This window comes from Stenotrophomonas sp. YJH_SMC_29, assembly GCF_059371235.1.
Map to the genome: position 1 here is coordinate 489,982 of NZ_JCAFUK010000001.1, position 19,676 is coordinate 509,657.

Below are 19,676 nucleotides of genomic sequence, written 5' to 3' on the forward strand. Positions count from 1 at the left end.
GCTCCTGCGGGTGATCAGGCCTGCATTGTCCTCCAAACCGGTCAACGATGGGTGCAGGGGCGAGCGGCCACGCAGCCGCACTACCGCGCTCCGACACAGCCGCTGGTCAAATGGCGGCAACAGGCGCAGGATGCGCCACGCCCCGCGTTGACACCGCACTCGCCCTCCCTGACGCACCCTTGCGCCGATGACCGCCCCCACCGAATCCACCGCTGCTCCTTCCACGCCCACCTGGAAGCGGGTCGCCACCATCGTCATCCCGTTGCTGATCCTCGCCCTGGCGCTGCACGGCCTGGCCAGCGAGTTCGATGAGAACGGCTACCGCGCCATCCGCCACGCCTTCCGCCAGCTCAGCGGCACCCAGATCGCACTGACCGTGGTGCTGGGGCTGGCCAGCTACGCCTGCCTGATCGGCTTCGATGCCATCGGCCTGCGCCGCAGCGGCATCCGCGTGCATCCGGCCCGCATCGGCATCACCGCTTTCCTGGCCCACACCCTTGGCCAGACCGTGGGCTTTGCCGCGCTGACCGGTGGCGCGGTGCGCCTGCGCGGCTATCGCACGGCCGGCCTCGATCTGGCGCAGATCGGCCAGGTGGTGCTGATGAGTACGCTCGGCTTCGTGTTCGGTGCGTGGCTGCTGATCAGTGTGGCGCTGTGCATGGAACCGGCGGCGGCGGCACTGGCATTGCCACTGGATCCCGATGCCGTGCGCATCGTCGGCATCGTCGCCCTGCTCGCCTATGCCGGCACGGTGCTGCTGGTCGGCCGCAATGGACGGCAGTTCAGTGTGTTCGGCCATGCATTGTGGCTGCCCGACCGCCGCACCATGCTCGGCGTCACCGTGCTCAGCGTGATCGAACTGGTGCTGGCCAGTGCCGCGTTCTACGTACTGCTGCCGGACTCCACGCCAACCGGCCTGCCCGGCTTCGTCGGCCTGTACCTGGTCGCGGTGCTGGCCGGCCTGGTCTCGACCGTGCCGGCCGGCCTGGGGGTGTTCGAGTGGAGCCTGCTGAAACTGTTGCCGCAGGTGGCGCCGGCGGCGGTCCTGGCGGCGGCGCTGATCTACCGCGTCACCTACTACGTGCTGCCGCTGGTGCTGGCCACGCTGCTGGCGCTCGCACCCGCGCTGCGGCAGCCGCTGCAGGCCAGTGCCGGCGCGACCCGTGCCGGCTGGAACGCACTGCGCCCGTGGCTGCCGCAGATCATCGCACTGGCGGTGTTCAGCATCGGCGCGGCGCTGGTCATCGACGGCACACTGCCGACGCCGCGCCGTCACCTGGTGAACGCCTCGCTGCCGATCCTGGAAACCTCGCACCTGATCGGCAGCCTCAGTGGCGTGGCGCTGCTGCTCATCGGCCAGGGCCTGGCCCGGCGCAGCCATGCGGCCTGGATGCTGGCGATGGCGGTGTGCGTGGTCACCCCGCTGCCGCTGTGGCTGCGCGGTGGCCAACCGCTGATCGCCGTCTCGGCCGTACTGGTGGCGATGGCGCTGTGGGCTGCACGGCGCGAGTTCTACCGCCAGGGGGCACTGCTGGATGAAGCCTGGTCATGGCCATGGCTGCGCAACCTCGGCCTGGTACTGGTGGCGGTCACCTGGCTGCTGTTCTTCACCTACAGCCATGTCGAATACCAGAACGAGCTGTGGTGGCAGTTCGCGCTGTCCGGCAACGCGCCGCGTGCGCTGCGTGCCTTGCTGGTGGTGGCCATCGCGCTGGTGATGTTCGGCCTGGCACGGCTGCTGCACAGCACGCGCAGCCCGCTGCCAGCCGCCGATGAAGCAACGCTGCAATCGCTGGCGCCGGTCCTGGCCGGTGCCACCGACACCCAGGCCTGCCTGGTGCTGACCGCTGACAAGGCGGTGCTGCGCGATGATGCCAGGCAGGGCTTCGTGATGATGCAACGCTACGGCGGCTCGCTGATCGCGATGGGCGATCCGGTCGGTCCCCCCGACGTGGCGCGCGCGCTGATCTGGCGCTTCCGCGAGGAAGCCGACCGGCTTGGCCTGCGCCCGGTGTTCTATCAGGTGGGCGAGACCTACTGGCAGACCTATCTCGACCTGGGCCTGGGCCTGGTCAAGCTGGGCGAAGAAGCGATGGTGCCGCTGCACGACTTCGGCCTGGAAGGCCGCGAACGCGCCGACCTGCGCCAGGCCTGGAACCGCGGCAAGCGCAGCGGCCTGTCGTTCCGCGTCGCGCCGGTGGAGGAAATCCCCAGTCTGCTGCCACGCCTGCACGCCATCTCCAACGCCTGGCTGGAAGACAAGGCCGGCGACGAAAAAGGCTTCTCGCTCGGCAGCTACGACCCGGATTACCTGGTGCGCTTCCCGGTGGCGCTGGTGGAGGCCGAAGGCCAGATCGTGGCATTCGCCAACCTGTGGCAGGCGCCGGCCGGTGCCGAGCTGTCGGTGGACCTGATGCGCCACGTCAACGAAGCACCGAAGGGCACGATGGACTTCCTGTTCATCGAGCTGTTCCTGTGGGGCCGGGCGCAGGGCTATGCGCGCTTCTCGCTGGGCATGGCGCCGCTGTCCGGGCTGGCACAGCATCGGCTGGCCGGCCGCTGGAACCGCCTGGCCGGCCTGCTGGCGCGGCATGGCGAACGCTTCTATGGGTTCAGTGGCCTGCGCCGCTTCAAGTCGAAGTTCGACCCGCAGTGGCGGCCACGCTATCTCGCGGCGCCCGGCGGCATGCACCTGCCGGCGGCGCTGCTGGACGCCACGCGCCTGATCTCGCTGGACCCGCGGCGCAACTGACGCTCCATACCGCCGGGCATGCCCGGCACCACCTGCCGCCCGGTAGGTGTCGACCTTGGTCGACACGTCGGCGACAGCCGCCGGCATGGCTTGACGCTACGTGCCGCCCTTGAGGATCACTTCGGCCAGGCGATCGTAGTCACCACCGAAATGGTGGTCACCCGGCAGCTTCACCTTCTTCACGCCGTCATTGGCCGGCAGGTCCGGGCACAGTGCGTCCTCATCCTTGTCGCCGTACACGCACAGCGTTTTTTCCGCCGGCAGCCTGGCCACTTCCGGCGCGATCGGCAGGCCATCGCCGCCGCCGCCCAGCCAGTTGCTGACATGGAACTCGAAGTCGGCCTTCTTGCCCACCGACAGCAGCACGATACGCTCCAGCGCTTCACGGGTGCCGGCGTCGAGCTGGTTGATGGTGGCCGGCAGCACGTCGGCGCCCTGCGAGAAACCGATCAACATGACCTTGTCGCGGTGCCACTGCTGGCGGTAGTGGTCGATGATCTTCTGCAGGTCGGCGGCAAAGCCCTTCGGCGTGCGCTCGCTCCAGAAGTAGCGCAGCGAGTCGATGCCGACCACGGCCACGCCGTGCTCGTTGAGCGACGACGCCACGTCCTTGTCCAACCCGGCCCAGCCGCCGTCGCCGGACACGAACACGGCCAGCGTGTCACCGTTGCCACTCGCCGGCACTTCCACTATCGGCAGGCCCTTCAGCACGGCCGGTGGCGGTGCCAGGCTGACACCCGCCTGCGCACCGATCACGCGGGCCGCGGCGACCAGGCCCGGCGATGCATCACCGCGCGCGGTGCGCTTGAATTCGCGCGCCATCGCCACCTGCTGCACGAACTGGCTGGCCTCGCCCACCTTGCAGCCGTGGTCACCGGCTGCACTCAGCCAGGGGAAGTTCAGTTCGGCCGGCTGCAGCCGGTTGTGCTTCACGCCATCGCCGCAGACCATGCGCTCGTGGGCGTGGTCCGGGCAGAAGCCGGTGGTCAGCAGGCCGGCGAACACCTGCGTATCGGCCTGCGCAGCCAGCGCATAGGCCATTTCAGCGCCTTCGCCATCGCCGCCAACCAGCGGCAGGTGGTACCCGGGCAGATGCAGCGAGGCCTGCAGCCAGCGCGAGAAATTCTCGACATCGCCGGAACCGAACGAACAGGTCGGGTTGCCTTCGCGCTTGAGCACGCCGCGCAGGTGCGCGATGTCCACGGCGGCGACCATCGCACCGTCGGCACGCAGGGCCTCGATCGGCAGACGGCTGGTATCGCCACCGGGAGTCGGTTCGTGGAACCAGATCACCACCCGCTGCGGGGTGCCGGCCGGCATGTGCACCGGAATCTGCTCGAACCGCCCATGGCTGAACTGCTGCACGGCCGCTGCCGCTGTTGCCGGCAGCGCCGCCAGCGCCAGCACCACACCCATTGCCCTGCCCAGCCCTGCACGCTTCATGTCGCATCCCCGATGGAATGCGCACACGATACGCTGCCTCCACGTGCACGGCACGTACCGGTGCAGGCCGTTGGGGTTTCAGCAGGCAGCGGTGCGCCGGCTGCGACGGTACAGGGCCAGCGCCAGGTACAGCAGCCAGCCCACGATCACCACGATCACGGCCTTCTGCCCCAGCCCACGGGGCGGACCCCCGCGCCACAGTACGTGCAGCCACAACAGCACGAAGGCCAGCCAGGCCCAGCCCCAGAGCAGGCCGGCGGCAGACTGCCAGCCCGGTTCGCGGCGCAGGTACCAGGCCTGCAGCAGCATGCCGACGCTGGCGCAGAGGAATGCGGTGTTGGCCGCCAGCCCATGGATGAACGGCGCCAGCAGTGGCGTGGCGTCGGGCAGCCAGCTGTCACCGATGGCGACCGTGGCCAGGCCCAGCGCCGAGACGGTGAACAGCAGCGGTGCCGCCGCGCTGCGCCGCGGGCCGATGCTGTCGCGATACAGGGCGATGCCGAGCAGGGCGATCGCCACTGCCAGCACGCAGTAGGCCGCGCGCAACGCCAGCCCCGAGGGCCCGTGCAGGTAGAGGCTCAGCGTGGCCCGCACCCAGTCCAGGTCGGTGCGGACGAACTGGGTCCACAGCGCGGTCGCCAGGAACAGCAGCAGCGCCGCCGTCGCCAGCAGCGCCGCCGGACGCGCGCGGTTCATGGGGACGCCTCCGGGTGCCGTGCCTGCCACTCGGCCAACGCCTTTCGATAACGCTGCAGCTCGTCGGCATACAGATCCAGCACGCACAGCGGGCAGCCGCTGCCGCAGCATTCGTTGGGACCGGGCTCTTCGGGTGGCTGCGGACGGGGATCGGGATCAGGGACGGACACGGTGGGAAGGCAATCGGTGGAAACGGGCGCCAGTGTAGCGGGCGGACTCAGCGATCCAGCTGGCGGCGCAGGTTGTCGCGGGCAGCCGCATCCAGGCGTTGATGGAAGAAATCACTGAGGAAGATGCGGGGTGCACGCAGCAGTCCCTGCAGGAAACGACGGCGGCCGGCGCGGTACAGGAAGTCTGGCACCACGCCCTTGTACTCCTCGGCCACGCCACGGTCATAGGCGGCGAACACCGGCTCGGGCGCTGCCAGGATCGCCATGTCGCAGTCCAGGAACAGCGCCGCCTCGGCATCGACATCATCCGGACCGAGCTCGCCATGGCGGGCGGTCAGCAGGATCAACTGTTCGACCCGGGCAGCATCGACGGTCGCCAGTTCCGGCGCCTGCGCGATCACCTGCAGCGCCAGTTGCGCCGAACGCGCCTCGTTGTCCTTGCGTCCCGCCACGTAGATCGCGTCGTGGTAGAGCACGGCCAGGTAGACCTCGGCCGGGTGCTGCCAACCGGGGCCGTCGGCGACCTCCTGGCAGTGCTGCAGCACCGCGCGCACGTGGCCGAAGTGATGGTAGGCGCGTGGTGGCGTTGCATAGCGGTCCTGCAGCGCCTGCCACTGTGCCGGAGCAAGCGTCAGCGGGGAAAAATCCATGCCCCGATCATCCCGCCTGCGTCGGCGGCGGGCAAGCGGGCGATTTTTTCACCAGCCGCTCACAATGCTTGCCCGGCCAGGCCTGGACGCGGTTGTCCACAGCTTTGTCGAGCACTGGTCCACACCGGTTGTGGATGAACATCCGGCCCGACCAGCGGTCGCCGCAGCGGTGCGTGCACAGGTCTACACTCGCCCTCAGGCGGAAGCGCCCGCCGCTGCCGGGAACCGTCATGTGCCGTCCTGCCGCCCGATCCGTACTGCTCGCCTTGGCCGCCTTGGCCGCATCCCCTGCAGTCGCGCAGGAGCGTGCGGCGACCGCAGCCCCCGTGGTCGCGGCCAGCCCTGTCGCGCCGACGATTCCGACGCCGCCGCAGGTGTTCGCGATCCCACCGGCGATGCACGACATGCTGCGCACGCAGGTGATCAATCGCAGCTACTCGCGCGAGCAACGCCTGCAGGCCCTGGTGGAGATGATCTTCGACCGCCATGGCCTGGACCTGCAGTACGACGCAGACGCGACCCTCACCGTCAGCGAAATCTGGCAGCAGCGACGCGCCAACTGCCTGGCGTTCACCCTGATGTTCGTCGCGCTGGCCCGCGAGGCCGGCATCCAGGCGCGCGTGCAGGAAGTCGGCCAGGTGGTGTCGTGGTACCAGGACCAGGCACAGGGGCTGGTCTACAGCGTGGGCCACGTCAATGCCGGGGTCGGCTTCGCCGACCGCTTCGCCACGGTCGACCTGGACCGCAACGTGCTGTACGACCGCCGTGGGCCGCTGCCGATCAGCCAGGCACGGGCCTTGGCTCACTTCTACAACAACCGTGGCGCCGAACGCATGGCCAGCGGCGATCTGACCGGCGCACGTGCCTTCTTCAACACGGCGCTGGCGCAGGACGCCGGCTTTGCCGCCACCTGGAACAACCTGGGCGTGCTGGAGAACCGGACCGGCAATACGGCCGCTGCGCGCCGGGCACTGGAAACGGCGCTGCGCCTGGACGGTCGCCAGGATGCGGCACTGACCAACGCCAGCGCGCTGTACCGCGGGCTGGGCATGAACGCGCAGGCGCAGGCGCTGGAGCAGCGGTTGCAGTCGGTGCAGCGCGAGGACCCGTTCGCGCAGTACATGCTGGGCGCCGAGGCCGAGCGAGCCGGCCAACTGGACCAGGCGATCCGCCATTACCGGCAGGCCGTGCGCCTGTACGACACCGCGCATCAGTTCCACTTCGGGCTGGCGCGGGCCTATTTCCTGGCCGGCCAGCTCAAGCGCGCCGATCGTGAGCTGCTGCGCGCGCAGGAACTGGGCGGGGCGCCGCAGCAGGCGCGCTACCAGGCCAAGCTGGACAGCCTGGCCCGCTGGCGCGCGCAGCAGCAGGCCAGGCGCTGACGGCCGGTCAGGCCTTCTTGAGGAAACAGGTCTTCAGGACCAGGCCCTTGATCTTGTCCGAGTTGCCTTCGATGTGCTCGGCATCGTCCTCGACCAGGCGGATGTTGCGGATCACGGTGCCCTGCTTGAGCGGAATCGAGGAGCCCTTCACCTTCAGGTCCTTGATCACGGTGACGGTGTCGCCGGCCTGCAGGGTGTTGCCGTTGCTGTCCCGCACGACCAGGGTGGAACCGGCGCTTTCCTCGGCGGTCCATTCGAAACCGCAGTCGGCGCAGATCCACAGCGCGCCATCGGCGTAGGTGTTTTCCAGCGTGCACTGCGGGCAGGCGGGGGCAGAAGACATCAGCAAGTACCTCAAAGTGAATCAACAGCCGCCATTGTAACCGCCCGGCTCCCCGGGCCTTTGCGCGCGGCGGCCGGCGGCCCTGCCTGCGCCGGCACCAGAGGCTGCGGAAACTTGCAGTCGGCGGCGAACTGCAGCAGAGTGCGCGGCCCCTGATCGCCCCCGGAACTCCCCATGCGCCTCGGCATCGACTTCGGTACCAGCAACTCCGCCGCCGCCATCGTGCATGAGGGGAAACTGCTGCCGATCCGCTTCGGCGACGCCGAGCAGTTCCGTACCAGCGTGTATTTCCCCGGCGTGGTACCCGACCCGGACGATTTCCAGCTCGATGACGGCCAGGAACACCAGCTGCAGCAGATGATCGACAGCGCCGCGCGCGCCGCCCGTGCCGCCGGCCAGCAACGCACGCCGCAGGCGCTGCGCCGCGAAGCCCTGCGCGCCCTGCGCCGCGAATGGATGGAAGCCCGCGCCGGCAAGGAACGCAGCGCCAGCGACCTGCTGCAGAACGCGGTCTATGGCGACGACGCGCTGGACGCCTATTTCGAGGAACACGAAGGCAACCTGGTGCAGAGCCCGAAATCGATGCTGGGCTACAACCTGCACCCGCGCGCGAAGCAGACCATCACCGGTATCGCCGCGCACATCCTCGAACACATCCGCCTGACCGCCAGCGCCCAGCTCGGCCAGCCGCTGCGCGCCGCCCTGCTCGGCCGTCCGGTGCAGTTCCGCAGTTCGATCGGCGCAGCCGGTAACGACCAGGCGCTGGACATCCTGCGCGACGCCGCCACCCAGGCCGGTTTCGACCAGATCGATTTCCTCGAGGAACCGGCTGCGGCCGCCATGCATTACCACGCCGAAAGCCGCGAGCGGCACCAGGCGGTGATCGTCGACATCGGTGGCGGTACCACCGACATTGCCCATGCCGAAGTCGGCGGCGATGACGCGCCGCGCATCCACCGCGCCTGGGGTATCGCCCGCGGCGGTACCGATATCGACCTGGCGCTGAGCCTGTCCAGCTACATGCCACTGTTCGGCCGCGGCGTCACCCGCGTGCCCGCCCACCACTATGTCGAAGCGGCCACCGTGCAGGACATGACCCGCCAGCGCGAGTTCCGCCTGCACAAGTACGATCACGTCGACGCCCCGTGGGGGGGGCGCCTGCAGGCCCTGCAGGACACCGGCAACACCGCCCGCCTGTACCGCGACGTCGAGCGCGCCAAGATCGCGCTCAGCACCGCCAGCGAGCACCGCAGCACGCTGGACTACATCGACCGCGACCTGCATGCCGACAGCAGCGCCGACGGCCTGGCCGCCGCCGCGCATGGCTACCTGGAGCAGATCCGCGAACTCCTCGCCCAGGTCCGCAGCGACATCGGCGGCGACCCGGACGCGGTGTTCCTGACCGGCGGCATGTCCCGCGCCGGGTACCTGCGCCAGGCGGTGGCGCAGGCCTTCCCGGGGGCCCGCGTGGTCCATGGGGAGCCCTCGTTGGGCGTGGTCCAGGGCCTTGCTCTGGCGGCAGCCAGCCGGGATTAACAAAACGTTACGGGGTCTAAGTTACCCTTGGTCGGCTAGAACCACCGCTGCACCTTCCACTGGCCACGCCGGTGTGTGTCCACAGTGCAGCCTGGCCCGTCCTGCGGGCCTAGCGGCCATGCCTTCCTGGCTCGTTCATGGTCCGCGTACTACCGGAGCCGCCATCGAGACCCGCTTTGGGCACCCGCAAGGCCCCCGTGGCCTTACAACCTGACGCAGCACCTGCACCCATCGACTGCCGCCGTTGTGACGCGGTCTGTTGCCGGTTGCCGGTACTGCTGCAGCCCGGCGACCACGTGCCCGGCCAGTTCCTGTCACGCGACACCCACGGCCGTGCCGTGATGGCGCGCAACGAGGAAGGCTGGTGCGCGGCGATCGATCCCTATCACCTGCGCTGCACGATCTATTCGCAGCGCCCGGCGATCTGCCGCCAGTTTTCGATGGGCGGCGATGACTGCCGCCGCGAGCGGCAGGACTACCTGCGCCAGGCCGACGCCTGGGCGCTTTCCTCCCCTTCCACCTGACAGGAGCAACCATGCCCCGCAAGGCAAAGACCCCCGCGAAGGCCAGCAACAGCATCCGCAGCGAACGCAAGGGCGCGGCCGCCAGCACCGTGGTCAGCAGCGATTCTATCGCTTCGGACCTGGCAGCGTTCCGCAAGGCCGGTGGCAAGATCGAAGTCCTCGGCACCACCTGGGCGCTGAAAAAAGCCAGCTGACCCCGCTCCGACCGCGGCGGCGCTGCCGCCGCGGCCTGCCGGACCGCGCTCAGCGATCCAGGCGCACCTGCACACTGCCCGAATGCGACTGGATGCGGATGTCACCATCGCCGCTGCCCAGGCGCGTGTCCAGATGGCTGCCCGGCCCGTAGCGCGGGCGCTCCACCTGGCCGGCGTCGCTGTTGATCGAGCCACTGAAGCTGTTCACCGACAGCTGCGCCGAGACCGTGCGTGGCAGCCGCAGGTTGACCGACGCACTCACCGATTCAACATTGATGCGACCGCCCGGCGCCAACCCGGCCGCCGACAGGTCGATGCTGCCCGATACGGTTTCCACCGCCAGCCGCTGCACCCGGCCGGCATCGACCTCGACCCGTCCGGACACGGTCTGTGCGCCGATATCGCCGGACACGCCGCCGCCTGCGTCGATACGGCCACTGACCGTGTTCACATCCAGCTTCGGCGTCTGCAGGCGGGCGCTCACGCTGCCGCTGACCGTGTTGAGCTTGCTGTCGCCACTGCGGCCCGCCGCGCTCAGGCTGCCGCTGACGGTGTCGGCCTGCAGCCGACGCACGTCGATGCCACTGATGTCCTGGCTGGCACTGACCGTGCTCAGCAGCAGCTCCACCGAGCGCGGCACGTTCAGCACCAGCGTCGCGCCGCCATTGTTGCTGCGGCGCGGATACTCGATCTCCCAGCGCACGCGGTTGGCACTCTTCTCCTGGCGCAGCTGCAGGCCGTCGCTGAGCGTGCCGGTGAGCTGCACGTCGTTGCGGTCCCAGCCACGCACGGTCACCTTGCCGGCCACGTTGCTCAGTTCGATGCGGCCGCCCGCAGCCAGGTTGTGACGCTCGTCGATCCGGGTGTCAGCCAGGGCCACTACGGGCACCAGCAACAGTGCCGCACAGCAGGTCATCAGGGTTCGGGTCATGGGGGTCTCCTCAGGTCGTCAGGCCGGACTCGGCGGCATAGGCCGCCTGCCGGGTCAGTTCCAGCCGCAGCGCGTAAGTGCGCCTGAGCTGTCCAAGCAGGTGGGGCGCTCGCGGGTCCTGCGCCAGCGCGGCACGGATCTGCGCCGCGCTTTCATCCAGTTCGTGCAACGCCGGCTGCCATTCCGGCGCGCGGCCATCGGGCAGCGAGGCGACGGCCTGCTGGTACTGCTCGGTCATGGCCGCCGCCTGCAGCTGCAGGGTGGATGGTACCGGCGCGTCTGGCTGCGCATGGCGCCAGGGTGCCACGGCGTAAACCGCCAGGCTGGCCGCCAGGGCAGCGCCGACCGGCAGCCACCCGCGTCGGCGCGAGCGACCTGGCAGGGCGACCACGTTGCCCGCCGGCGCAGGCATCGCCTGTGGTTCACGCGGCGGAAGCCGGGCCGACAGGCGTGCCCAGCCATCGGTGGGGACATCGCGCTCGCTGGGCAGCCCGCGCAGCCGGGCCAGCAGGTCGTGATCGGAATCGTGTTCGTGTGTACTCATGTCATGTCTCCCAGCCGTGCGCGCAACAGGCCGCGCGCACGATGCAACTGTGCCTTCGAACTGCCGACGGCCATCTGCAGCTGCTCGGCGATTTCATGGTGTTTCCAGCCCTCGATGTCGTGCAGTACCAGTACCGCACGGGCCCTCGGCGGCAACGTCGCGAGGGCGCGCTCCAGGTCGCGCTCGGTACCGGCACAACGGTCGTGCACCGCCAGCTCCTGCAGGCCGCCGTCGACTTCGTCCAGGCTGTCGTGGTCCTGCCCGGCAGCGCGCCCGCGCAGCTCCATCAGTGCGGCGTTGACGCCCAGACGGTGCAGCCAGGTCGACAGGCTGCTTTCGAACCGGAACCCCGGCAGCGCCTTCCATGCCTGCAGGAACGCTTCCTGCAGGGCATCTTCGGCACGTGCCTGCTGGCCGCCACACAGCCGCCACAGCACGGCGAACACGCGTGGTGCATGGCGCCGGTACAGATGTTCGTACGCTGCGGTATCGCCGGCGGCCGCCGCCCGCACCAGGGCGGGTTCGTCGATGGCGTCGTGGGCGGCAGGCGGTGCTGGCATGGTGGTGTCGAGCATATCGCTTGGATGCGGCGGCCCGGGAAAAGGTTTAGAGCCGATCGTCGCGGCGGGCGATGCAACCTTTTCGGCGGCGGCTGCATCCATGGAAGGTCCTTCGCGAAAACGTCGTCCGGGAGTCCTGCCATGTCCAGCCCTGCCTGCGCCGCCCTGCTGGTGATCGCCACCTGCGCCGTACTCCAGGCATTGGGGCTGTCAGTGCAGCTGCGCCCGGACCACGGCCGCGCCTGCCTGCAGCAGCATCGCCAGGCGCTGGTCTGCCTGGCCTGGACCCCGGCGGTCGAATCCCCTGCACGCGCCGGGTAACATCGGGGGCCGTTTCTCGCTCTGTCGTCGCCCCATGATGTTGTCGCTGAAGGATCACCTGCCCCCCTGGACCCACCCCTGGCTGCATGACGTGGGCATCGCCGTGAAGATCCTGCTGACCCTGCTCGCCGCGTGGCTGCTGCGGGTGCTGGCGCGGCGCCTGATCCGTCGTTTCGCCGAGCACTACACGCTGCCGCCCGAGATGGCGATGGGCGCCCGGCGGATCATCAGTTTCGTGGTCTATTTCAGCGCCCTTCTGTACATGCTCAGCCTGCTTGGCGCGTCGCCTTCGGTGCTGTGGACGGCGTTCACCGGCTTTGCCGCAGTCGGTGCCGTGGCCTTCTTCGCGGCGTGGAGCGTGCTGTCCAACATCTTCTGCACGCTGCTGATCTTCACCACCCGCCCGTTCCGCCTGCACGACTACATCGAGGTGCTGGAGAACGGCGAGAAGCCCGGCCTGAAGGGCCGGGTGATCGACGTGAACCTGATCTACACCACGCTGCAGGAAACCGGCGACGGCCACGAAGGCACGGTGCTGCAGTTGCCGAACAACCTGTTCTTCCAGCGCACGGTGCGCCGTTGGCGCGACCCGGCACAGGCGCCCGGCGGCATCCAGGGCGACGGCTGAGGGTGGCTTTGCAGGGCTGCGCCCTGCACCTGCCGAATCAACATCAACCGCCAGTGCAACAGCAAAAGCCAGCATTTCGTGGGCTGGCGGGGTGGGGCCGGTTGAGGGGGACGCTGCAAGTACGTCCATGTAAGCTCGGTCGCCGCATCCATGCGGCTCACGCCCCCTCAACCGGCCCCACCCCGCCTTCGACAGATTTCCGCGATCTGTCCGTTCTTCTGTAGAGCCCAGCCATGCTCGGCTCAAATCGTTCCGATATCGAAATTTTCGATTTCGATGGAGATTTATCCACGCACGGCGGGATCTCCCGATCGCGGAAATCTGTCAGAGGCGGGGCGGTGTCGGAGTGCGGGGTGTCTGCGGCATGGATGCCGCGGCCAAGCCCCCCATGGACGGGTTCACGGCGTCCCCGCACTCCGACACCGCCCTGCCAACCCACGGAATGCCAGCTGTTGCTGTTGCCGGCCAGCGGCCGGCACTACCGCGGGTGCAGGGCACAGCCCTGCCGAGCACCCCTTACCTCAACTGGCTGTCCTTGCTGCCGCGCCGGTTGTAGCCGGCATGCGCCTGCGCTTCGTCGTCATGCGCCTGCTGGCACGCCACGCACAGGCGAACCCCAGGGACGGCCTGGCGCCGCGCCAACGGGATCGGCGCGTCGCATTCCTCACAGTGTTCCAGACCGGGGCCGTCGCGCAGCTGGCGCCGCGCGCGGGCAATCGCATCATCGACAGTGGCGTCGATCTGGTCCTGGACCGCGCCATCTCCTGCCCAACCGGTGGCCATGGCTATCCTCCGCAGGTGTGTCGCCCGATATGGGGACGATACACCCCGGCAAAAGGAAGGCCTTCCTGTAAAGCCGAGCCGTGCTCGGCTGCGCTTCAGGATGCCAAACAGAACGCGGACGGATCCGATCAGGCCGATTGCGACTTAATCCCCTCCGTCCCCTTTTTGCTTACCAGACCAGGTCGTCGGGCACCTGGAACTGCGCGTAGTAGGCGTCGTCTTCGGCGTTGCCGGTGGAGATTTCGGCGGTCGAGCCCGGCTGGCCGTGGTCGACGATGATGGCTTCGGGTGCGCGTTCACGCACCTTTTCGGCGGCGGCGCGGGGCAGCAACGCATAGCCGTCGCCGTGGGCGACGATGACCAGCACGCCCACCGACAGCGCCTTGCGCAGCTTGGGATCGATCAGCAACGTACGGATTGCGGCGCCATCGCTGAAGCGGTACTCATCGTCGCCCTTGTACGGCACCGCGTGGGCCGTGATGATCTGCCGGGACTGGGCCTTCTGTTCCGCCTGCCTGGCCTGGGCGTTGCGCTCGGCGGCCAGCGCGCGGTCGCGCTCGACCTTTTCGGCACGGGCGCGTTCAGCCTCGCGCTGGACCTCGGCTGAGGTCGATTCGGCCTTGCCCTGGCGGGCCTTGGCCTGCTCGCGTGCGGCGGCGCTGGCCTGCGACTTCTTGGCCAGGCCGGCCTTGAGCAATTGTTCCTGCAGCGCGTTGGGCTTTGCCATGGTCGGTGCGTACCGCGTGTAATCTTGGATGCCCCATTCTACCGACGCCCCGCCGGCCCTGCATGGCAGTCCTGAAGTACCTCACCGGTTATCCCGAACCCCTGGTCGCCCAGGTCAGCGAGCTGCTGGCGCAGGGCAAGCTCGGCCCCTGGCTGCAGCAGCGCTATCCCGACCCGCACGAGGTGCGCAGCGATCGGCAGCTGTACGACTACACCCAGGAGCTGAAGGACCGTTACCTGCGCAAGTCGGTGCCGCTGAACAAGGTCTGCTACGACAACACGCTGGAAGTGATCAAGCACGCGCTGGGCACCCACACCGCCATCTCCCGCGTGCACGGTGGCCGCCTCAAGGCCAGCCGCGAGATCCGAATCGCCACCGTATTCCGCCAGGCACCCGCGGCGTTCCTGCGCATGATCGTGGTGCATGAGCTGGCCCACCTGAAGGAAGCCGACCACAACAAGGCGTTCTACCAGTTGTGCCAGCACATGAAGCCGGACTACCTGCAACTGGAGTTCGACACCCGCCTGTACCTGACCGAGCTGGCCAATCGCGGCCAGCGCTGACCGGCCGCAGCAGCTACACTGCGCGCCCCCTGCCCGACCTGCCTGTCATGGAACCGATCCGTCTCGACAAACGCCTGTCCGCCCTGCTCGGCATCCCGCGTGGCGAAGCCCGGCGCTACATCGAGGGCGGCTGGGTCACGGTCAATGGGGAGGTGGTGGAACAGCCGCAGCGGCCGGTCGACGACAGCGCGGTGATCGTGGTGGCCGAACAGGCCAGCGATGAAAAGGCCGAACGGGTCAGCATGCTGCTGCACAAGCCGGCCGGCGTCGCCGCCGAAACCCTGTGCAGCCTGGTCAGCAGTGACAGCCGCAGCGAACTCGACGCCAGCGACATCCGTCCGCTGCAGCGGCATTTCCATGGCCTGCAGCTGGGCGCTTCGCTTCCGGCCAGCGACAGCGGCCTGGTCGTGGTCAGCCAGGACCCGGCCACGCTGGCCCATCTGCAGCGCAACCTGGGGCGCACCGAACAGGAATACCTGATCGAGGTGGCCGACGGCGGCCCCGAGCGCGGCCCGTGGCTGCTGGCGCGGCTGCAGCAGGAATCCGGTGGCGCGAAGGTGAGCTGGCAGAGCGAACAGCGCCTGCGTTTCGCCGGCAAGGGGCTGACCGCCAAGGGCCTGCGCGTGGCGGTGACGGCTGCCGGCCTGCAGGTGACGGCGGTGCGCCGCCTGCGCATCGGCCGCGTGGCGCTGGGGCCGCTGCCGCCGGGGCAGTGGCGCTACCTGGGCAGCGACGAGCGGTTCTGAGGTATGCGGGTCAGGGCCCTTGCCTGTGGCAAGTGATCCGACCCATCGGTGACGCTCCCTCGGGTTGGGTCCCTTGCCGCAGGCAAGGGCCCTGACCCCCTATCGATCCTGCAGGCATTCCTTCACGCATGGCGTAGCTCTACCATCGGGGCATGAGCCTGCCCAAGCCGCTGTGGCGACGCCTGCTGCGTGTTGCTGCGATCATCCTCGCCGCGCTGGTGCTGCTGGTCCTGTCCGGACTGCTGCTGGCCGACCATCTCACGCCGCAGGCGCATGGCGCGCCTTCGCACGTGCTGCCGCTGCAGCCGGCACAGACCCGCATCGACCAGCAGATCGTGCCGCTGCAGGCGGCCCATCCCGGCCAGTCGGGCGTGGCCTTCCTCAGCGATGGCATGGATGCCTTCGCCGCGCGCGCGATGATCACCACCCAGGCCGGGCGCAGCCTGGACCTGCAGTACTACATCTGGCACGACGACCTCATCGGCCACCTGATGGCCAAGGCGCTGTATGACGCCGCCGAGCGCGGCGTGCGCGTGCGCATCCTGCTCGATGACATGAATGCCAAGGACAAGGACGCGCTGATGATGGCGCTCGATGCCCATCCGAACATCGAGATCCGCCTGTACAACCCGTTCCGCAACCGGACCGGCATCCTGCGCATGGTGGAGATGGTGCAGCGCTTCTTCAGCGTGAACCACCGCATGCACAACAAGAGCTGGATCGCCGATGGCCGCGTCGCGATCGTCGGTGGCCGCAACATCGGCGAGGAGTATTTCAGCGCGCGCACCGATGTGAACTTCCAGGATCTGGACCTGCTGGTCGCCGGCCCCGCGGTGGAGCAGGCCAACCGGATCTTCGACGACTACTGGAACAGCGAAACCGCCATTCCGGTATCCGCGCTTGCCTTCCATACCGACGCACAACTGCGCCTGCTGGTGCGCGAATCGGACCATGAGGCGCAGCGGGACGTGGCCCGCCCGTACCTTGCGCGCGTGGCCGAATCACGCCAGCGGCAGCGCCCGAGCCCCGAGCCGTTGCACTGGAGCGGTGCAGTGCGCATCGTGTCGGACCCGCCGATGAAGCACCGCAGGGATGATCGCGCCGCCTGGCTGGTGTCGACCCTGATCAGCGAGCTGCAGGCCGCCCGACACAAGGCCCTGTTGATCTCGCCCTACTTCGTGCCTGGCAACGAGGGCCTGGATGGCTTTTCGGCGATGGCCGGGCGGGGCGTGCAGGTGGGCGTGGTCACCAATTCGCTGGCCGCCAACGACGTCGCCGCCGTGCACGGGGGCTACATGGGCTACCGCGTGCCGCTGCTGGAAGCCGGCGTCCACCTGTACGAGCTGAAGGCACAGGGACAGTCCGGCGATGCCGGCGTGTTCGGCAGCAGCGGCGCGAGCCTGCACACCAAGGCATTCCTGATCGATGACCGCCGCGGCTTCGTCGGCTCCTTCAACCTGGACCCGCGCTCGGCCTACCTGAACACCGAAATGGGTGTGCTGTTCGACGATCCGGTGCTGGGTGCACAGCTGCGGGACGAATACCTTCGCCTGGCTGACCCCAGGCACAGCTGGTGGCTGGCGCTGGACGACCGCCGCCGGTTGCGCTGGCTGGAGCGCGAACCGCCGCCACACTGGGTCGAGGCCGAGCCAGGGGCAACAGCGCGCAAGCGCTGGTTGTCGCGCGTGATCAGCTGGCTGCCGGTCGAATCGCAGCTGTAGCGCTCAGCGCGCGGTGCCGGCCGGCGCGTGCCCGGCGTCATCCAGCGTCTCCACGCTGCGCCCATGCAGGCGTCGCCAGATCCAGCGCAAGGCGTGCGGCGGCGCGGTCGGTAGCTGTTCCAGCAGGGCCAGCATGCGGCTCTGGCTGGCATGCCCATGGCGGCACAACAGGCTGGCCGCTGCGGCGGCGCTGGCCAGGCGCAGGCTGTCGGCCAGCGGTCCCTGCGCATCCACCGCCAGGGCCTGGTGCACCGGCTCAGGCAATTCCCACGCAGCGGCGACGCGCTGCGCCAACGGCAACGACCACTGCTGCAGCAGCTGCAGGGCCAGCGCCGGCTCCACGGCCTCGCCGCGGGCCTGTGCCTCCTGCAGCAACTGGCGCATCACCAGGGCAGCGCCCAGCCCCTGTACCAGGCCCAGCCACTGCGCGGCGAAGGCATCGCCGAAGGTCACCGTGCGCGCATGGTCGGCCGCGGCGCGTGATGCCAGCAGCGCGTGCTCCCAGATGATCGTGCTGAACTGCGGGAACACCTCGCATTGCACCTGCATCACCGGCTGTACCAGCACCGCGCTGATGATCTGCCGCACGCCTTCGGTGCCGACCAGCGTCACCGCCCGCTGCAGGCTCTCGACCGGGCGCTCGTGGACCTTGTAGGCCGGGCTGTTGGCGATGCGCAGCAGATTGCCGGTCAGCACCGGGTCCTGGCCGATGATCGCGGCCATCACCCGTGCCGAGGCGGCATCGTCGTTGACGGTCTGGATCAGCTGCGGCAGCAGCTGCGGCCGGCGCGGCAGCTGCTTGGCCGCCCAGTCGCGGTCCTGCAGCGCGCGCGCCACCGCCTCGCCCAGGCCCGGGGCGTGCACCGGCGTCGGCTCGCCGGCCAGCCGCGGATACAGCGCAAGCGCATGCAGCCCGCGTTGCAGGTGGCCGGCGATTTCCGCCGATGGCAGCGGCTCGCCCTGCAGGCTGGCCGCTGCGGCAGCCACGGCCTGGCGGGACGCAGCGACCAGCCGCGACGGTGCCGTCCCGGTGGAACGCGACAACCAGCTGCGCAGCGACCGCCACCAGGCCCGTGTCATCGCCGCCCGACCTGTCGTTGTAGTGCCTTTGCCGTCACTGACCGCCTGCCTCTTCACGCCCGTCCGGCCACCCGCCGTCGTCGCAGCATCGGCCGCACTTTCATCTTCTTTAACCGAAAGCCCGCCAACCTCGACGGCATCGGCCGGGGGAATGGACTAGAATGGCGCCGCGCGACCCGTCCCCCTGCCATGACGACGTCGCTTTTTTTGTTTTGGGACCCTACCGTTCATTGGCCGTTCGCTGCAGTTCGCCGCTGTTCGCGCCATCGGAGACGCCATGCTATTCGAAACCCTCGCCACCACCGGCCACGAACAAGTGGTGTTCTGCCACAACCACGATGCCGGCCTGCGGGCGATCATCGCCATCCACAACACCACCCTGGGCCCGGCCCTGGGCGGCGTGCGCATGCGTCCCTACGCCAGCACCGACGAGGCGCTGGCCGATGTGCTGCGCCTGAGCCGGACGATGACCTACAAGAACGCGCTGGCCGGCCTCAACGTTGGTGGCGGCAAGGCGGTGATCATCGGCGACCCGAAAGTGGACAAGACCGAGGTCCTGTTCCGCGCGTTCGGCCGGTATGTCGACTCGCTGGGCGGGCGCTACATCACTGCCGAGGACGTCGGCACCGACGTCAACGACATGGAGAACATCTACCTGGAGAGCCAGTTCGTGACCGGCGTGCACCAGGTCCATGGCGGCTCCGGCGACCCGGCGCCGTTCACCGCCTATGGCGCACTGCAGGCGCTGATGGCGGCGATGCGCTTCAAGTTCGGTCATGAGGAAGTGGGCAAGACCAGCATCGCGGTGCAGGGCCTGGGCCACATCGGCATGGAACTGGTGAAGCTGCTGCGCGATCGCGGCGCCAAGCTGTATGTCACCGACCTGGACAGCGCGCTGGTTGACCGTGCAGTCAGCGATTTCGGCGCCGAAGCCGTCAAGCCGGACGAGATCCACGAAGTGAACGCCGATGTGTTCGCACCGTGCGCGCTGGAAAGCGCGATCAACGCCGACACCCTGCCGCGCATCAAGGCCAGGATCATCTGCGGTACCGCCAACAACCAGCTGTCGAGCCTGGAGATCGGCGATGAGCTGCACGCACGCGGCATCCTCTACGCGCCGGACTATGCGGTCAACGCCGGCGGCGTGATGAACGTGTCGCTGGAGATCGACGGCTACAACCGCGAACGCGCGATGCGCCTGATCCGCAGCATCTACCACAACCTCACCCGCATCTTCGAACTGTCGCAGCGCGAGAACATCGCGCCGCAGCGTGCGGCCGACCGCATCGCCGAAAGCCGCATCCTGTCGATCGGCAAGCTGAAGATGCCGCTCGGCCGCAGCACCCCGCGCCTGGGCAACCTGCGCGGCGGCTGAGCCTGCC

At 68.8% G+C, this 19,676-nt stretch carries 22 protein-coding genes; 11 read left to right on the top strand and 11 right to left on the bottom strand.

Annotated elements, in window-relative coordinates; all coding sequences use genetic code 11:
* The first annotated feature begins 187 nt into the window (after window positions 1-187).
* Window positions 188-2,752, top strand: a complete 2,565-nt coding sequence (gene mprF, locus AC5P9I_RS02360; RefSeq protein ID WP_049465078.1) for a bifunctional lysylphosphatidylglycerol flippase/synthetase MprF — start codon at window positions 188-190, stop codon at window positions 2,750-2,752.
* Between the two features lie 96 nt (window positions 2,753-2,848).
* On the opposite strand, the gene AC5P9I_RS02365 is transcribed toward mprF, so the two are convergent.
* From AC5P9I_RS02365 to AC5P9I_RS02380, 4 genes are all read right to left on the bottom strand, one after another.
* Window positions 2,849-4,195, bottom strand: a complete 1,347-nt coding sequence (locus AC5P9I_RS02365; protein WP_276515155.1) for a virulence factor family protein — start codon at window positions 4,193-4,195, stop codon at window positions 2,849-2,851.
* A 78-nt stretch (window positions 4,196-4,273) separates the two neighbouring features.
* Window positions 4,274-4,891, bottom strand: a complete 618-nt coding sequence (locus AC5P9I_RS02370; protein WP_049465081.1) for a DUF998 domain-containing protein — start codon at window positions 4,889-4,891, stop codon at window positions 4,274-4,276.
* Window positions 4,888-5,061: an oxidoreductase-like domain-containing protein gene (locus tag AC5P9I_RS02375; RefSeq protein WP_074724965.1), complete on the bottom strand. Its 174-nt coding sequence runs from the start codon at window positions 5,059-5,061 to the stop codon at window positions 4,888-4,890. The genes AC5P9I_RS02370 and AC5P9I_RS02375 overlap by 4 nt, the downstream gene beginning before the upstream one ends.
* Before the next feature lie 47 nt (window positions 5,062-5,108).
* Window positions 5,109-5,711, bottom strand: coding sequence for an HD domain-containing protein (locus AC5P9I_RS02380; RefSeq protein ID WP_049465083.1), 603 nt, complete (start codon window positions 5,709-5,711; stop codon window positions 5,109-5,111).
* A gap of 230 nt (window positions 5,712-5,941) precedes the next feature.
* Between AC5P9I_RS02380 and AC5P9I_RS02385 the strand changes: the two genes are divergently transcribed.
* Window positions 5,942-7,093, top strand: a complete 1,152-nt coding sequence (locus AC5P9I_RS02385) for a transglutaminase-like domain-containing protein (RefSeq protein ID WP_049465085.1) — start codon at window positions 5,942-5,944, stop codon at window positions 7,091-7,093.
* A 7-nt stretch (window positions 7,094-7,100) separates the two neighbouring features.
* Here the strand turns inward: AC5P9I_RS02385 and AC5P9I_RS02390 are convergent, their stop codons facing one another.
* A complete protein-coding gene (locus tag AC5P9I_RS02390) occupies window positions 7,101-7,436 on the bottom strand; it encodes a zinc ribbon domain-containing protein YjdM (RefSeq protein WP_010482882.1) in 336 nt (111 codons plus the stop codon).
* Window positions 7,437-7,610: 174 nt separating this feature from the next.
* Here AC5P9I_RS02390 and AC5P9I_RS02395 point away from each other — a divergent pair, with 174 nt between their 5' ends.
* The 3 genes from AC5P9I_RS02395 to AC5P9I_RS02405 all read left to right on the top strand — a co-directional run bounded on the left by AC5P9I_RS02395 (window position 7,611) and on the right by AC5P9I_RS02405 (window position 9,690).
* Window positions 7,611-8,972, top strand: coding sequence for an Hsp70 family protein (locus tag AC5P9I_RS02395; protein WP_235644533.1), 1,362 nt, complete (start codon window positions 7,611-7,613; stop codon window positions 8,970-8,972).
* Between the two features lie 230 nt (window positions 8,973-9,202).
* A complete protein-coding gene (locus tag AC5P9I_RS02400; RefSeq protein ID WP_053462562.1) occupies window positions 9,203-9,496 on the top strand; it encodes a YkgJ family cysteine cluster protein in 294 nt (97 codons plus the stop codon).
* Between the two features lie 11 nt (window positions 9,497-9,507).
* Entirely contained in the window at window positions 9,508-9,690 is a 183-nt protein-coding gene (locus tag AC5P9I_RS02405) for a hypothetical protein (RefSeq protein ID WP_005410566.1), read from the top strand.
* A 49-nt stretch (window positions 9,691-9,739) separates the two neighbouring features.
* On the opposite strand, the gene AC5P9I_RS02410 is transcribed toward AC5P9I_RS02405, so the two are convergent.
* Genes AC5P9I_RS02410 through AC5P9I_RS02420 form a run of 3 tightly spaced genes read right to left on the bottom strand, consistent with a single transcriptional unit; the run spans window position 9,740 to window position 11,740 of the window.
* Window positions 9,740-10,621, bottom strand: coding sequence for a DUF4097 family beta strand repeat-containing protein (locus AC5P9I_RS02410; RefSeq protein WP_049465089.1), 882 nt, complete (start codon window positions 10,619-10,621; stop codon window positions 9,740-9,742).
* Window positions 10,622-10,631: 10 nt separating this feature from the next.
* Window positions 10,632-11,165: a hypothetical protein gene (locus AC5P9I_RS02415; RefSeq protein WP_049465091.1), complete on the bottom strand. Its 534-nt coding sequence runs from the start codon at window positions 11,163-11,165 to the stop codon at window positions 10,632-10,634.
* Complete coding sequence (locus tag AC5P9I_RS02420) at window positions 11,162-11,740, bottom strand: RNA polymerase sigma factor (RefSeq protein ID WP_049465092.1); 579 nt, start codon at window positions 11,738-11,740, stop codon at window positions 11,162-11,164. Before AC5P9I_RS02420 ends, AC5P9I_RS02415 begins: the two co-directional genes overlap by 4 nt.
* 126 nt (window positions 11,741-11,866) lie before the next feature.
* Between AC5P9I_RS02420 and AC5P9I_RS02425 the strand changes: the two genes are divergently transcribed.
* Entirely contained in the window at window positions 11,867-12,046 is a 180-nt protein-coding gene (locus AC5P9I_RS02425; RefSeq protein WP_049465095.1) for a hypothetical protein, read from the top strand.
* Between the two features lie 34 nt (window positions 12,047-12,080).
* Window positions 12,081-12,674, top strand: a complete 594-nt coding sequence (locus tag AC5P9I_RS02430; protein WP_187756695.1) for a mechanosensitive ion channel family protein — start codon at window positions 12,081-12,083, stop codon at window positions 12,672-12,674.
* Between the two features lie 516 nt (window positions 12,675-13,190).
* Here AC5P9I_RS02430 and AC5P9I_RS02435 read toward each other — a convergent pair.
* Together AC5P9I_RS02435 and AC5P9I_RS02440 are read right to left on the bottom strand one after the other, a co-directional pair.
* Complete coding sequence (locus AC5P9I_RS02435; RefSeq protein WP_049467919.1) at window positions 13,191-13,457, bottom strand: DksA/TraR family C4-type zinc finger protein; 267 nt, start codon at window positions 13,455-13,457, stop codon at window positions 13,191-13,193.
* 169 nt (window positions 13,458-13,626) lie between these two features.
* The gene (locus AC5P9I_RS02440) at window positions 13,627-14,184 is read right to left on the bottom strand and encodes a DUF2058 domain-containing protein (protein ID WP_130767853.1); all 558 of its coding nucleotides are present in this window, start codon (window positions 14,182-14,184) and stop codon (window positions 13,627-13,629) included.
* A gap of 62 nt (window positions 14,185-14,246) precedes the next feature.
* On the opposite strand from AC5P9I_RS02440, the gene AC5P9I_RS02445 reads away from it, so the two are divergent.
* The 3 genes from AC5P9I_RS02445 to AC5P9I_RS02455 all read left to right on the top strand — a co-directional run bounded on the left by AC5P9I_RS02445 (window position 14,247) and on the right by AC5P9I_RS02455 (window position 17,214).
* Window positions 14,247-14,747: a M48 metallopeptidase family protein gene (locus AC5P9I_RS02445; protein WP_495217240.1), complete on the top strand. Its 501-nt coding sequence runs from the start codon at window positions 14,247-14,249 to the stop codon at window positions 14,745-14,747.
* A 47-nt stretch (window positions 14,748-14,794) separates the two neighbouring features.
* Window positions 14,795-15,493, top strand: a complete 699-nt coding sequence (locus tag AC5P9I_RS02450; RefSeq protein WP_049467915.1) for an RNA pseudouridine synthase — start codon at window positions 14,795-14,797, stop codon at window positions 15,491-15,493.
* A gap of 152 nt (window positions 15,494-15,645) precedes the next feature.
* Window positions 15,646-17,214 carry a phospholipase D family protein gene (locus AC5P9I_RS02455; protein WP_049467913.1) on the top strand — a complete coding sequence of 523 codons (1,569 nt, stop codon included), beginning with the start codon at window positions 15,646-15,648 and terminating at the stop codon, window positions 17,212-17,214.
* Between the two features lie 3 nt (window positions 17,215-17,217).
* Here the strand turns inward: AC5P9I_RS02455 and AC5P9I_RS02460 are convergent, their stop codons facing one another.
* Window positions 17,218-18,294 (bottom strand): HDOD domain-containing protein, encoded by a 1,077-nt coding sequence (locus AC5P9I_RS02460; protein ID WP_049467910.1) that lies wholly within the window; start codon window positions 18,292-18,294, stop codon window positions 17,218-17,220.
* Window positions 18,295-18,571: 277 nt separating this feature from the next.
* Here AC5P9I_RS02460 and AC5P9I_RS02465 point away from each other — a divergent pair, with 277 nt between their 5' ends.
* Entirely contained in the window at window positions 18,572-19,669 is a 1,098-nt protein-coding gene (locus tag AC5P9I_RS02465; protein WP_049467908.1) for a Glu/Leu/Phe/Val dehydrogenase dimerization domain-containing protein, read from the top strand.
* The last annotated feature ends 7 nt before the right edge of the window (window positions 19,670-19,676 follow it).

Coding starts and splice junctions, on each gene's coding strand:
- mprF (WP_049465078.1), top strand. CDS start 188: ATGACCGCCCCCACCGAATCCACCGCTGCTCCTTCCACGCCCACCTGG.
- AC5P9I_RS02365 (WP_276515155.1), bottom strand. CDS start 4,195: ATGAAGCGTGCAGGGCTGGGCAGGGCAATGGGTGTGGTGCTGGCGCTG.
- AC5P9I_RS02370 (WP_049465081.1), bottom strand. CDS start 4,891: ATGAACCGCGCGCGTCCGGCGGCGCTGCTGGCGACGGCGGCGCTGCTG.
- AC5P9I_RS02380 (WP_049465083.1), bottom strand. CDS start 5,711: ATGGATTTTTCCCCGCTGACGCTTGCTCCGGCACAGTGGCAGGCGCTG.
- AC5P9I_RS02385 (WP_049465085.1), top strand. CDS start 5,942: ATGTGCCGTCCTGCCGCCCGATCCGTACTGCTCGCCTTGGCCGCCTTG.
- AC5P9I_RS02390 (WP_010482882.1), bottom strand. CDS start 7,436: ATGTCTTCTGCCCCCGCCTGCCCGCAGTGCACGCTGGAAAACACCTAC.
- AC5P9I_RS02395 (WP_235644533.1), top strand. CDS start 7,611: ATGCGCCTCGGCATCGACTTCGGTACCAGCAACTCCGCCGCCGCCATC.
- AC5P9I_RS02405 (WP_005410566.1), top strand. CDS start 9,508: ATGCCCCGCAAGGCAAAGACCCCCGCGAAGGCCAGCAACAGCATCCGC.
- AC5P9I_RS02410 (WP_049465089.1), bottom strand. CDS start 10,621: ATGACCCGAACCCTGATGACCTGCTGTGCGGCACTGTTGCTGGTGCCC.
- AC5P9I_RS02415 (WP_049465091.1), bottom strand. CDS start 11,165: ATGAGTACACACGAACACGATTCCGATCACGACCTGCTGGCCCGGCTG.
- AC5P9I_RS02420 (WP_049465092.1), bottom strand. CDS start 11,740: ATGCTCGACACCACCATGCCAGCACCGCCTGCCGCCCACGACGCCATC.
- AC5P9I_RS02425 (WP_049465095.1), top strand. CDS start 11,867: ATGTCCAGCCCTGCCTGCGCCGCCCTGCTGGTGATCGCCACCTGCGCC.
- AC5P9I_RS02430 (WP_187756695.1), top strand. CDS start 12,081: ATGATGTTGTCGCTGAAGGATCACCTGCCCCCCTGGACCCACCCCTGG.
- AC5P9I_RS02435 (WP_049467919.1), bottom strand. CDS start 13,457: ATGGCCACCGGTTGGGCAGGAGATGGCGCGGTCCAGGACCAGATCGAC.
- AC5P9I_RS02440 (WP_130767853.1), bottom strand. CDS start 14,184: ATGGCAAAGCCCAACGCGCTGCAGGAACAATTGCTCAAGGCCGGCCTG.
- AC5P9I_RS02445 (WP_495217240.1), top strand. CDS start 14,247: ATGGCAGTCCTGAAGTACCTCACCGGTTATCCCGAACCCCTGGTCGCC.
- AC5P9I_RS02450 (WP_049467915.1), top strand. CDS start 14,795: ATGGAACCGATCCGTCTCGACAAACGCCTGTCCGCCCTGCTCGGCATC.
- AC5P9I_RS02455 (WP_049467913.1), top strand. CDS start 15,646: ATGAGCCTGCCCAAGCCGCTGTGGCGACGCCTGCTGCGTGTTGCTGCG.
- AC5P9I_RS02460 (WP_049467910.1), bottom strand. CDS start 18,294: ATGACACGGGCCTGGTGGCGGTCGCTGCGCAGCTGGTTGTCGCGTTCC.
- AC5P9I_RS02465 (WP_049467908.1), top strand. CDS start 18,572: ATGCTATTCGAAACCCTCGCCACCACCGGCCACGAACAAGTGGTGTTC.